At 68.6% G+C, this 12,759-nt stretch carries 10 protein-coding genes; 5 read left to right on the forward strand and 5 right to left on the reverse strand.

The window, feature by feature from the left end; all coding sequences use genetic code 11:
- The first annotated feature begins 17 nt into the window (after positions 1-17).
- From QF206_RS05535 to QF206_RS05555, 5 genes are all read left to right on the forward strand, one after another.
- On the forward strand, positions 18-2,183 hold the full coding sequence (locus QF206_RS05535; RefSeq protein WP_281488222.1) for a prolyl oligopeptidase family serine peptidase: 2,166 nt from the start codon (positions 18-20) through the stop codon (positions 2,181-2,183).
- Positions 2,122-4,119: a DNA helicase RecQ gene (gene recQ, locus QF206_RS05540; RefSeq protein ID WP_422785361.1), complete on the forward strand. Its 1,998-nt coding sequence runs from the start codon at positions 2,122-2,124 to the stop codon at positions 4,117-4,119. The genes QF206_RS05535 and recQ overlap by 62 nt, the downstream gene beginning before the upstream one ends.
- Before the next feature lie 47 nt (positions 4,120-4,166).
- Entirely contained in the window at positions 4,167-4,877 is a 711-nt protein-coding gene (locus QF206_RS05545; protein ID WP_281488224.1) for a lysophospholipid acyltransferase family protein, read from the forward strand.
- Positions 4,878-5,008: 131 nt separating this feature from the next.
- A complete protein-coding gene (gene ypfJ / locus QF206_RS05550; protein WP_281488225.1) occupies positions 5,009-5,878 on the forward strand; it encodes a KPN_02809 family neutral zinc metallopeptidase in 870 nt (289 codons plus the stop codon).
- A gap of 79 nt (positions 5,879-5,957) precedes the next feature.
- Complete coding sequence (locus QF206_RS05555) at positions 5,958-6,287, forward strand: hypothetical protein (protein ID WP_281488226.1); 330 nt, start codon at positions 5,958-5,960, stop codon at positions 6,285-6,287.
- 116 nt (positions 6,288-6,403) lie between these two features.
- Here QF206_RS05555 and QF206_RS05560 read toward each other — a convergent pair whose 3' ends face one another.
- From QF206_RS05560 to QF206_RS05580, 5 genes are all read right to left on the reverse strand, one after another.
- Positions 6,404-7,345: a DUF2510 domain-containing protein gene (locus QF206_RS05560; RefSeq protein WP_281488227.1), complete on the reverse strand. Its 942-nt coding sequence runs from the start codon at positions 7,343-7,345 to the stop codon at positions 6,404-6,406.
- An 84-nt stretch (positions 7,346-7,429) separates the two neighbouring features.
- Entirely contained in the window at positions 7,430-8,431 is a 1,002-nt protein-coding gene (gene rarD / locus QF206_RS05565) for an EamA family transporter RarD (protein ID WP_281488228.1), read from the reverse strand.
- 268 nt (positions 8,432-8,699) lie between these two features.
- Complete coding sequence (locus QF206_RS05570; protein WP_281488229.1) at positions 8,700-9,965, reverse strand: amidase; 1,266 nt, start codon at positions 9,963-9,965, stop codon at positions 8,700-8,702.
- 71 nt (positions 9,966-10,036) lie between these two features.
- The gene (locus tag QF206_RS05575) at positions 10,037-11,551 is read right to left on the reverse strand and encodes a sodium:solute symporter family protein (protein ID WP_281488230.1); all 1,515 of its coding nucleotides are present in this window, start codon (positions 11,549-11,551) and stop codon (positions 10,037-10,039) included.
- A gap of 159 nt (positions 11,552-11,710) precedes the next feature.
- On the reverse strand, positions 11,711-12,724 hold the full coding sequence (locus tag QF206_RS05580; protein ID WP_281488231.1) for a LacI family DNA-binding transcriptional regulator: 1,014 nt from the start codon (positions 12,722-12,724) through the stop codon (positions 11,711-11,713).
- Between the last annotated feature and the right edge of the window lie 35 nt (positions 12,725-12,759).

Raw genomic sequence — 12,759 nt, forward strand, 5'->3', positions numbered from 1 at the left:
CAACGTAGGGTGTGCCCGTGAGTGAGCCCGCGTCTCTGCCGTACGGATCATGGCCGTCGCCGCTGTCGGCGGCCGGCATCGTCGCGGGTGGGCACCCCGTCTCGGGCGGGCTCCTTGTCGGCGCGGGCCCAGACCGCGAGGTCTGGTGGCTCGAATCGCGGCCGGCCGAACAGGGCCGCCTCGCTGTGCGCGCCGTCGCGCTCGCAGAGGTCGGGCGCGACCGAGCGGATGCCGGGAGCGCGGACTCGACGAACGCTGCTGACGACGCGGGAGTGCGCGACGTGCTGCCCGCGCCGTGGAGCGCACGCTCGCGAGTGCACGAGTACGGCGGCGGCGCCTGGGCGGTGATCGCCGCCGATCACCCGAGCGGGCCGACCCTGGTCTTCGTCGAGCACAGCGATCAGCGCGTGTATCGGCTCGACGCGGGCGCCTCGGAGCCCGTGGCCATCACCGGCAGCGACGTCGATGAACGCTTCGGCGAACTGACTCCCGCCGACGGTGCGGTGCTCGCCGTCCGGGAACGTCACGCCGCCGACGGCGCGGTGAAGCGCGACATCGTCAGCATCGCCCTCGACGGCAGCCGCACAGCATCCGTCGTCGCCGGGTCGGACTTTCTCGCGTATCCGCGGCTGTCTCCCGACGGCACCCGGCTCGCATGGATCGCGTGGGACCACCCCCGGATGCCGTGGGACGGCACCGAACTGCGGCTCGGCACCGTGGTCGACGGCGCAGTCATGGAGTGGACGACGATCGCCGGAGGGCCCGATGAGTCGGTGCTGCAACCCGAGTGGGTGGGCGACGAGACGCTCGTGATCGTCTCCGACCGCAGCGGATGGTGGAACCCCGCGATGATCGAATTGGGCGCCGTCTCTCCGAGCAGCGGTCGGCCAGACAGGCCTGTCGTTCGACCCTTGCTGAGCGACGCTGCCGAGTATGCAGCCCCGTTATGGCAACTCGGCACGCGGTGGTACTCGCCGCTGCCGGTGAGCTCGCGTGCCGACGGCCACGACCGTGACCACGACGACGACCACGACCGCGACCGCGACCGCGACCATGGCGACGCTGGCGCCGCGCCGCGCCTGCTGACCGTGTCGTTCGATCCGCAGACGGGCACCGACAGGCTGTGTGTGATCAGCACCGGGCCGGATGCCGGGAGCCCGCGCGACCTCGAACTGCCGTTCACCTCGATCACGCTCGCCGATGTCCAGCCCCAGACCGGTGAGGCACTCGTCATCGGAGGCGGCTGGTCGGCGCCGAGCACGCTGCATCTGGTCGACCCGGCCGATGGCCGGCGCCGCAGCATCCGCTCCTGTGATTCGAGCCCGCCCGATACCGACTATCTGCCGCTCGCCGAGCCGATGCGGCTCGGGGGAGTGCCGTGCATCGTGCACCGACCGCGGAATCCCGAAGCCGTGGGCGCGCCAGGAGAGCTGCCGCCCTACATCGTCACGGTGCACGGCGGTCCGACGGCACGCTCGTCCATGGCGCTGAGCCTCGTGAACGCGTACTTCACCTCGCGGGGGATCGGCGTGCTCGCCGTCGACTACGGCGGGTCGTCGGGCTACGGACGAGCCTGGCGCGATCGGTTGCGCGGCCAGTGGGGCGTGGTCGACGTCGCTGACACGGCGTCAGCTGCGCGAGGGCTGATCGATGCCGGCCTCGCGGACCCGGCCCGGATCGCGATCCGAGGCGGCTCGGCCGGCGGGCTTACCGTATTGGCGGCACTCGCCACCACCGACGTATTCGCGTGCGGCGTCTCGTACTACGGAGTCACCGACCTGCTGGCGCTCGCCGACGAGACGCATGATTTCGAATCGCATTACCTCGACGGGCTCATCGGCCCGTTGCCTTCCGACGAGGCGGTCTACCGCGAACGCTCGCCGCTGGCGATGGCCGATCGGCTTCGGCATCCAGTGCTGCTGCTGCAGGGCCTCGACGACCCGATCGTGCCGCCGGCGCAATCGGAGCGGCTGCGCGCGGCACTCGAGCGCAACGGCGTTCCCCACGCCTATGTCGGGTATCCGGGTGAGTCGCACGGCTTCCGCCGGGCGGAGACGCTGATCCACTCGGTGCAGGCCGAGCTGTCGTTCTACGGCCAGCTCTTCGGCTTCGACACTCCGGATGCCCCGGGAGTGGAGCTGTGGCGGCCGTCGAGCCCCGCGGCATCCCATTCCTCTACCTGAGCGCGTTCGCCGACGGTTCAGCAACGGACAGGGCAGGCTCAGTGCGGTGTCGGATGCCGCGGCTACCCTTAGCGGCGTGACCCCCGCCTCCGAGACCTCGACCGTCGACGCCGCTGCGCTCGAGACGCTGCGCCGTGTCTTCGGCTACGAGCAGTTCCGCGGACAACAGGCCGAGATCATCGAGCGGGTGATCAGGGGCGGCGACGCGCTCGTGCTCATGCCCACCGGCGGCGGCAAGTCCCTGTGCTACCAGATCCCCTCGCTGTTGCGAGAGGGCTGCGGCGTGGTGATCTCGCCGCTCATCGCCCTCATGCAAGACCAGGTCGATTCGCTCGCAGCGCTGGGCGTGCGCGCCGCGTTCCTGAACTCCACGCAAGACCCCGCGCAGCGCGCCGACGTCGAGCGCGCCTACCTCTCGGGTGAGCTCGACCTGCTCTATCTCGCCCCCGAACGGCTCAGCCTCGAATCGACGCGCGCCTTGCTCGATCGCGGGCGGATCGCGCTCTTCGCGATCGATGAAGCCCATTGCGTCTCGCAGTGGGGCCACGATTTCCGGCCCGATTACCTCGGCTTGTCGGCGCTGCACGAGCGATGGCCAACGGTTCCCCGCATCGCGCTCACCGCCACCGCGACGAAGGCGACGCGGCGCGAGATCGTTGAGCGCCTCGACCTGGGCAGCGCACGCGAGTTCGTGTCGAGCTTCGACCGCCCCAACATCCAGTACCGCATCGAGCCGAAGCAGCAGGCGACTCAGCAACTGCTGCGGTTCATCCGCGCCGAGCATGACGGCGACGCCGGCATCGTCTACTGCCTCTCACGCAACTCCGTAGAGAAGACCGCCGAGTTCCTCGAAGCCAACGGGGTGCCGGCCTTGCCGTATCACGCGGGGCTGCCGGCATCCGTTCGCGCGTCGAACCAGGCCCGCTTCCTCCGTGACGACGGCATCGTGATGGTGGCGACGATCGCGTTCGGCATGGGCATCGACAAGCCCGATGTGCGCTTCGTCGCGCACCTCGATCTGCCGAAGTCGGTCGAGGGGTATTACCAGGAGACCGGCCGCGCCGGTCGCGACGGGCTTCCGTCGACGGCGTGGCTCGCGTACGGGCTGCAAGACGTCGTGCAGCAGCGGCGGATGATCGCCGACAGCGAGGGCAGTGAGCAGCACCGCCGCAACCTGTCGCTTCACCTCGACGCCATGCTCGCGCTCTGCGAGACGATCGAGTGCCGCCGCGTGCAATTGCTCGCCTACTTCGGCGAGCCGGGAAGCCCGTGCGGCAACTGCGACACCTGTCTGCAGCCGGTGCAAGGCTGGGACGGCACCGTGCCCGCGCAGAAGCTGCTCTCGACCATCGTGCGACTCAAGCGCGAGCACAACCGGCAGTACGGCGCGGGCCACATCATCGACATCCTGCTCGGCAAGCAGACCGACCGCGTATCGCAGCTCGGTCACGACAGCCTCTCGACGTTCGGCATCGGAGCCGACCTCGGTGAGTCGCAATGGCGAGGCATCGTGCGCCAGCTGCTCGCCCAGGGTCTGCTCGCGGTGACGAGCGACGGGTACGGCACGCTCACGATCACCGAGCGCAGCGCTGCGGTGCTGCGAGGCGAGCACGAGGTGAGGCTGCGTGAGGAGGCGTCGCGACCGACCCGCTCAGCCGCCAAGCGGCGTGCGCCGGCGGGCGACCTGCCGGGCGAAGCGGCGTCGCTCTTCGAAGCCCTGCGCGAGTGGCGCCTCGCGCTCGCGCGCGAGGAGGCCGTGCCGCCGTATGTGATCTTCGCCGACGCCACGCTGCGCGGCATCGCGCTGCTGAAGCCCGCCTCGCTCGACGCGCTCGGAACCGTGAGCGGAGTGGGCGAGAAGAAGCTCGAGCGCTTCGGTGAAGCGGTGCTCGAGATCGTCGCGCCGTACGCCGCGGCATCCGACTCGGTCGCGTGACGGCTCGCATGCCTTCTCGGGCATAGAACACCTACTACCCTGAACCGGTGATCAAGTCGCTCTCGCGCGCCGTGCTGGCGCCCATCGCCCGCGCGATCTGGCGGCCCAAGGTGATCGGTCGAAAGAACGTGCCCAAGCAGGGCGCGGTGATCCTCGCCAGCAATCACCTCTCGTTCATCGACAGCGTCGTGATCACGCTCGTCGCACCCCGGTCGGTGTCGTTCCTGGCGAAAGCCGACTACTTCACGGGCAAGGGCTTCAAGGGCTGGGTCTCGCGCTCCTTCTTCACGTCGATCGGCGCGGTGCCCGTCGTGCGCGGTGCCGGCAAGGCCGCTCAGGACGCGCTCGACTCGGGGCTCGAGATCCTCGAGCGCGGTGAGGCGTTCGCCATCTACCCGGAGGGCACTCGGTCGCTCGATGGGCGCCTCTACAAGGGACGCACGGGCGTCGCGTGGCTCGCGCTGACCGCTGACGTGCCGGTGGTTCCGGTCGCGCTCACCGGCACGCAGGACCTGCAGCCGGTCGGCTCGAGCCGCTTGCGGCTCGCGAAGGTCACGGTCGAGTTCGGCGAGCCGCTCGACCTGAGCAGGTTCGGCGAGGCGCGCTCGGGGCGCGCGCGCCGCCACGGCACTGACGCGGTGATGGAGGCGATCCAGCGGATGTCGGGGCAGACCATGTCGCCCGAGTACAACGAACCGCCCGCCTCGACGATCGTCGAGCGGGTGCGCCGGGCGTTTCGCGGCGACTCCCAGGTGTGACACTGCCGCCGCGCGCCCCGATGCTGCGGCGCTGCTTGGCCCTGGCGCGCTGCTCGACCCTGCCGCGCTGCTCCGCCGTGTCGGTGGTCCCGACCTCCCGCGGCTGAATCACCACGGGTACCGTTCGGTGCATGACGTTCAACCCCAATGCGCGCAGCGGCGGCAGTCGCGTCAGCCGCCGAGGACGCAACACCGGCCTCGCGGTCGGCGGCGGAGGACTCGGCGCGATCGTGCTGTTCCTCATCGCACAGTTCACCGGCTTCGACCTGTCGGGTCTCGCGGGCGGCACCGACACCACGACGCGGCAGCAGGGAACAGCGATCGAGCAGTGCGAGACCGGCGCCGACGCGAACGCCAACGTCGAGTGCCGCATGGACTTCACGGCTCAGGCGCTCGACTCCTACTGGGAGCGCGAGCTCGGCCAGCAGTACACGTTGCCCGAGTTCGTGCTGTTCACCCAGGGCGTCAACACCGCATGCGGCGCGGCGTCGAGCGCAGTGGGGCCGTTCTACTGCCCGAGCGACGAGACCGTCTACCTCGATGTGAGCTTCTACGACGAATTGCGCACGAGGTTCGGCGCGCAGGGCGGCTCGCTGTCGCAGATGTATGTCGTGGCGCATGAGTGGGGGCACCACATCCAGAACATCACGGGCATCATGGCTCAGGCGCAGCGCGGTGACACCGGTGCGGGCTCGGATGCCGTGCGCCTCGAACTGCAGGCCGACTGCTTCGCCGGCGCGTGGGTCGGTGAAGCGTCGACTGTTCCTGATGAGTCGGGCACGCCGTTCCTCGAACCCGTCACGCGCGAGCAGGTGGCTGACGCCCTCAACGCTGCCCAGGCCATCGGCGACGACCGGTTGCAGCAGCGCTCGCAGGGTCAGGTGAACCCCGACACCTGGACTCACGGCTCCAGTGAGCAGCGCCAGCGCTGGTTCACCGAGGGCTACGAGGGCGGCACAGGGGCGTGCGACACGTTCGCGGTGTCGGAGCGGGAGTTGTAGCAACGGCATCCGGGGTGTCGTGACCCGGAGGTAGCATCGACATTGCAGGGCCGGCTGCTTCGATTCTCAGGAGCACCTCATGGCCATGTCGCACCGTGTGCAAGACGGCATCGACGCTGCCGCCCGCGCGCGTGACGGGTATTCGCCCAATTGGCATCCCATCCTGGCCGCCCGCGAGCAGCAGCCCGGCGAGTGGTGGATGATCGACTCACTCGGCACCCGATACGCCATCGTGCGGATGCTGCAACTCGGCGACGAGGTGGGGTATCGCGCCGTGACCGGCGAACCCGAGGGGCGCCGCCTCATCGGGTACTACCGCACCCTACGGGCCGCGTGCGAGGCTGCGCATCGCGCGTTCGTGCGCTCACACCGACCCGGCCTCCACGACCCGAGCCTGCTGCATCAGTGATCGGTCGCTGCAGCGGTGCTCGGCTGCTGCATCAGCCGCTGCATCGGTGATCGCCACCGGAAAGCAGAAGGAGCCCCGGTTTCTCCGGAGCCCCTCCACTCATGCGCGGATGCGCGTCACTGAATCGCGACGAAGGCCTCGTCGGCGAAGAAGCCGGGGGAGACCCGGAGCGCTCCGGCGGCGTCGACCGGGATCGCGAGCACGGTGTTCGCCGTGGCCGAGGCTCCCGTGTAGAGCTCGGTGCCCACGATTGGATCAGGCGCGACTGCCAGGGTCTCGGAGTTGGTGTACACGGTTCCCGAATCCGAGACGAAGGCGTAGCTCACGAGGAAGTCGCTGCTCGAGTCCTCGCCGAGGTAGGTCGTCGTCGCGTTGACGATGATGTACATGAGCCCGTCGGGGGCCGGCTCGTTGAACATGTTGGCCGCCAGCACAGCCTCGTCCGCATTGAGCGTCACGCTGTTCACGACGACTTCCCACTCGTCGGTCGTAATGGTGGTGCCCAGGGGAGCGGGGTTCGCGCGGGTGCCGATATCGCCCGCCGGCTCACCGGCATCCTCTTCTGCATCGCCCGCTGCGGGAGCCGCGACTTCAGGAGACGAGCCGACGCGCGGGGCTTCGTTGAAGGCGTCTTCGAACGCCGAGGCCGCGAGGCTGAAGAACACCACGAAGCCGACGATGGTGCCGACGACCGAGATGATCAGCGCCGAGATCACGGGCCACTTCTTGCCCTTGATGAAGAAGGCGACGATCGACAGCACGAACGCGACGGGGAGCAGGATCCAGCCGACGATGAGGGCACCGGGCACGCAGGCGAACACGAAGCCGGCGATCGCGGCCGCGAATGCGATCCAGCCGAGAACGCTGGGCTTGGCGGGTGACGGCGCAGCTGCTGCTGCTGCTGCAGCGGCTGGCGCAACCTCGCCGGGTGCGGCGTCGGTCCATTGGGCGCCGTCCCAGTAGCGTCGGCCACCGGAGCCGTCGTCGTACCAGCCGGCGGGAATCGCCTGCGGCGCAGGGATGGTTTCGGGTGCGGGATGAATATTCGGGTCAGTCATAGAGCGAGCCTGGCAGCAACCTGTGACATCGCCGAGAAAATACCGGCGTCCCACTTCGGGGGTTATCGGCCGGAAGTCGCCGGCTCACACGACGTGGATCGGCCCGGTCAGAGGCTCCTCGCCCGGCTTCTCACCGGTCACGTCGCTCGTGATGTCATGGAACTGATGCGTCGCGCGTCGCTGCTCGAGCACGCCCTCGATCGCGATGAGGATCACGGCGAGCAGGATGCCGCCGTACAGCATGTACTCGTTCGGCTCGATGGTCTCGTGCAGCAGCGCGGTCGATACGAGCACGAGCAGCAGCGGCTCGACATAGCCGAGCAGGCCGAAGATGCCGAGCGTGAGCAGCCGGCTCGCGATGATGTACGAGCTGAGCGCGACCGCGCTGATCAGGCCGAAGAAGAGCAGTGCCGGGATGAGCATCGGCGATTCGCCGATGGTGCCCAGCGACGATGGCTGCATCGCGAAGAACAGCGCTATCGGCAACTGAGCGGCGAGCTCGAAGCAGAGTGCGCCCGGGGCATCCAGTCCGAACTTCCGGCGCGAGATGAAGTAGATCGGGTAGCCCAGGGCGATCACGGGGATCGGCCACGAGAGGCCATCGGCCGTGATGAAGGCCGCGCCGATCCCGACCACGGCGGACGCCACTGCGACAAGGCGCAAGCCGGTCAGTCGTTCGCGGTAGACGATGACTCCGAGCACCACCATGGTGAGCGGCAGAAGGAAGTAGCCGAGCGTGGCGCTCAGGGCTTCGCCGTTCGTGGGAGCCCAGGCGAAGAGCCACAACTGCAGGCCGAGCAGGTGCCCATTGACGATCAGCACGAGCACCAGCCACGGCTGGCGCCTCAGGCGCAGGGCGATCGTGCGTATCGCTCCCCACTCCTTGACCAGCGCGAGCAGGCCCAGCATGAACGGCAGCGCCAGCGCAACCCGCCAGCCGTACATCTGTTCCGGGGTGAGCGGCTGCAGCAGCGTCGGCATGAAGAAGATCGCGCCGAACAGAGCGGATGCCGTGAGCGAGAACAACACGCCGCGTCGCCCGGCATGGGCGTCTTCACGTCGATCCGTTGCTGTCTCGCTGTTCATTGGCTCCCGAATGCAGTGCTCATGGACGGTAGTCGCCTCGCTCGGCGTGTGCCGTTCAATTGTGGTTCACTGCGGCTGGCGCGTCGATGGACATCGTGTCGATCGAACCGGCACCGGTACTCCATTCAGCACAGGCTCACGGCGGCTGGCCGCGGAGTGAATCGCGCGGCAGCGGTCGAAGGCGGAGACCGCGGCGCGGTCCCGGAGGAACCGGTCGACCCGACCGCATCCGCCGTCCACCCATTCAGCCGTTCAGACGTTCAGCTCTTCAGCCGAGTCGATCGCCGGCGAGGATCTCCTCGACGAGCGTCGCATCGCGCAGCAAGTCGGCGTCGTCGCCGGCGGCTCGCTCGAGGGTGATGCCGGCCGCGATGCCGGTCTCCTCTGAGACGCCCGCCGGCAGCGAGATCGCCGGTGTCGCGAACAGGGTCGCGGGGGTGGAGTTCAGCACGACGGCACGGAGCTGGGCTTCCGCCTCGTCTTGTGAAAGCGTGAGCGCTTTCGGCGGCTCGCCGGTGGTCGTGGGGTACACGAGCGTCGTGACGCGTGAGCGGCCCAGCGCCGAGACGAATCGTTCGTGCATCGCCGCGAGCTCAGCTCTCGCAGACCGGTACTCATCGGGCGAGACCGGCTCATCGAGCGCTGCCCTGAGGATCTCGCGCGTATCCGGGCTCTCGGACACCTCTATCAGCGCTTGCACGGCGTCGGCTCCGTGCGCGGCGCCGAGGTAGTCCTTGATCGCGGGGATCGTCTCGTATGCGAGCACCACGATTCCGAGCTCGAAGCACCGGTCGAGCTCGCGCTGCTCGCTCAACAGCATCACCTCGACCCCAGTCGCGGCGATACGAGACATCGCCTCCTCGAACAGTGCTCGGCGCGCCGGCGTCAACCACTCGCAGGCCTCCTCCAGCACGCCGAGCACGGGCGACTGCGACGCAGCCGAAGGCGACGGAGCTGCTGGAACACTGCCGAGTACTCGATCGACGAGCGCGACATCCGCCACACTCCTCCCGAGCACTCCGACCGTGTCACGTGAGGGCGAGATGCGAATGACGCCGGATGCCGGGTAGCGCCCGGTGCTCGGACGGAACCCGACCAGCCCGGTGTACGCCGCGGGGATCCGCGCCGACCCACCCGTATCGGTGCCGAGTGCGACTCGCGCATACCGGAGCATGACGGCGAGAGCGCTGCCTCCGCTCGATCCGCCCACCGTGTAGTCGGGGTTCTCTGGATGGAGCGTCGTGCCGAAGGTCGGGTTCACGCCGGTGATGCCGTGCCCCAACTCGTGGAGGTTGGTCTTGCCGACGATCGTCGCGCCGGCCGCGCGGAGGCTCGCGACGACCTTCGCGTCGGCGGTGGCGACGTTGTCGCTGAGGAACCGGGTGCCGCCTGTCGTCGGCAGTCCGGCGACGTCGATGTTGTCCTTGACGGCGACATCCCACCCGTCCAGCACCCCGTGGCCTGTGGCGGGAATGAGCGCGCGCGACGTGAAGACGTCGGCGGCGCGAGGCCGGACTCGTTGTTCGAGTGTCATTGCATGTTCCTAGTACGACACGAACGCACCTGCCGGCGGCTCCGCAGTGGGAACCGCCGGCAGGATGCCGCTCAGGAGACCAGAGCGGTGTCGGCCGACTCCGTCTTGGGGTCGCGCTCGGCCTTCACCAGCGCCCAGAGGTCGTCCACACGCTGCTTCTCCTCAGCCGACTGCGGGCGCAGCACCGAGATGAGCACGAGGGTCGCCGCGTTGAAGATCATCGCGACCAGGCCTGAGGTCAGGCCTCCGAGCCACGGGATCTGCACCGGGTAGAGGGCCTGGAGCACGCTCGCCATGGTGAAGCCAACGAGCATTCCCCAGACGGCGCCTGCGGCCGTGGCGCGCTTCCAGAAGATGCCGAGCAGCAGCGTGGGCGCCAGCTGCACAATGCCCTGGTACGAGATCAGGGCGAGGCCCACGAGTCCGGATACCGAGCTCAGCGTCGAGAGCGCGATCAGCGCCGATACCGCGGTCGTGATGCCCACGGCCCACTTCGCGACACGGGTGTCGGCCCGTGATCCCGGACGCACGACTCCGACGATGTCATTCGCAGCCTGCGCGCCGACCGCCTGGATGTTGGCACCGACGTTGCCCAGGGTCGCGCCGACGACCGCGATCGCGGCCAGCGTGAGCACCCAGATGCCGGCGTCGCCCGCGACGATGAACCACACGTGGTCGGGCGCCGCCGCGACGCGCTCGTCGGACGAGGCGAGGTAGGCCACCGTGAGCACGGCGGTGGTGAACACCAGCATGAGCGGCGCAGCCAGCCCTGCGGTCTTGCGAATCGTGCCACTGCTGCGCGCGGTGAAGAGCCGCACGAAGATGTCCGGCCAGCACCAGGTGCCCAGTGCGCCGGTCAGCGTGATGGCCACCGCGTAGAGGGGGCCGTACTCCTCGTTGGGGCCGAGCAGCGAGGTGAAGCCCTCGGGCACGTCGGAGAACCCGTGCCCGTTCGTCAGCAGCATCACGAGCAGGCCGATCGCGATCACGGTGCCGATGAGGTAGGCGAAGATGCCCTGCACCATGTCGCTGATGATGATTCCGCGCATGCCGTGGCGGACCGTCCAGATCTGACGGACGCCGATGACCACGACGCTGAGCACGATCGCCATGATCGGCACGAGCGACCCGGCCGACAGGTACTCAAAGACCAGTGCCAGCGACTGCAGCCCGAGCACGATCCACGGGATCGTCGCGATGATGCCGATCGCCGAGGCGACCAGTCGCACCGGGCGCGAGCGGTACCGCAGCGCGAGCAGGTCGGACTGCGTGCCGAGGTCGAACTTCTTGCCCCAGCGGAACACCGGCTTCGAGAGCGCGACCATGAGCAGCACGCCGAGCAGGGCGTAGGCCATCAGGTAGTACCCGATGATCCCGCTCAGGGCGGCGAGCCCTGCGAAGGAGATGAACACGGTGCCGGGCAAGAACGTGTTGACGTACGCCATCGTGCCGAAGATCGGACCGAACGAGCGGCCGGCCGTTGCGTACGAACTGAAGTCGGTATCGGGCTTTCGCGCTCGCTCCATCGCGACGATCGTGATGATGAGAAAGAGAACGAGGCCCCCGTAGCCGATGAGGATGTCCATGTCGGGATGACCTTCCTTGGTCGAGAACAAATAGTGACGGAACGTTCCGGCAGGCAGTGAAACTAACACCTGCCGCTCGGCCGTGTCAAAGCATGAGGTCTTCGCTGTCGGTTCGGGCGTGAGCCCGGTGCGAGATTTCGGTGCCGCTCAGCTGGCCGCTCAGCCCGCGGGGATGCGCATCACCGGCGACGGCTCGGCTGCGGTCGAGAGCGTCGGGTCGTACCGCGCCATGACCGGCTGTTGGTCGCCCGAATCGGTCGCCAGGAGCAGCTCGACTGATGCGAATCCGAAGCCATGCGGTTCCAGGTTGAGCGTCACGTCGAAGGTCGACAGCGCCTTCGCGTTCGGGCGGCTGGCGTACGCACCGATTCGGAGGCTTCGCGAGGCGTACTGCGGTTGGGAGAGGATCAGTCGAGCGCGCTCCGCGGCATCCTGCCATCCGAAGAGGATCGCGTCGACGCTGGGGTCGCTGAGCACGGCATCGACCGCGTGCTGAAGCTCTTCGTTGGTGGCGAACGGCGGCAGCGTCTGGTGCACGGGCGCGACGCGATGGTCGGCTGCCCACCGCAGATATCCCGCCAGCACCTGCGAGGTCCATGAGGTCTCGTCGCGAAGCTCGGCCCCGATCATCGCCGGATGGTGCGACGACAGGCTCGCGAGCGCGTCGAGCGCCCGATAGCTCTCCTCCGCGTGCTCGATGGCGATCACACCCGTCGTGTGCCGTCTCGCCTCTTCATCCAATTCGCCCGCGACCACCAGCGGCACGTCGGAGTCGGTGAGCGATTGCAGCATCGGGTCGTCGCGCAGCGCATCGATGACGATCACGCCGCGGTACGCGCGCCAGGGATTCGCTTCAGTCGGAACGGTGGTCAGCAGGGTGAGGTCGTAGCCATGCCGCCCCGCGGCGTCCACTGCGCCGAACGCGAAGCCCATGTAGAACTCCATGTCGCGGATGTCGGATGGCACATAGAGGCCGAGCGCCCCGCCGTGTCGCATGCGCAGGCTTCTCGCGGCCGGATTCGCGATGTACCCCGCAGCACGCGCCGCCGCCTGAACGCGCTCTCGCGTGACCGCGGAGACCCGGCCGGTGCCGCTGAGCGCTGCCGCGACCGTGGTCTTCGACAGGCCGAGGCTCTTGGCCAGGTCGACGATCGTGGGCGGTCGCGGGGTCATGGTTCCAGGGTAGGCGGCAAGCGCCCTCCGTCAGA

The organism is Ruicaihuangia caeni (genome assembly GCF_029952955.1).
In the GTDB taxonomy this organism is placed as follows: domain Bacteria; phylum Actinomycetota; class Actinomycetes; order Actinomycetales; family Microbacteriaceae; genus Ruicaihuangia; species Ruicaihuangia caeni.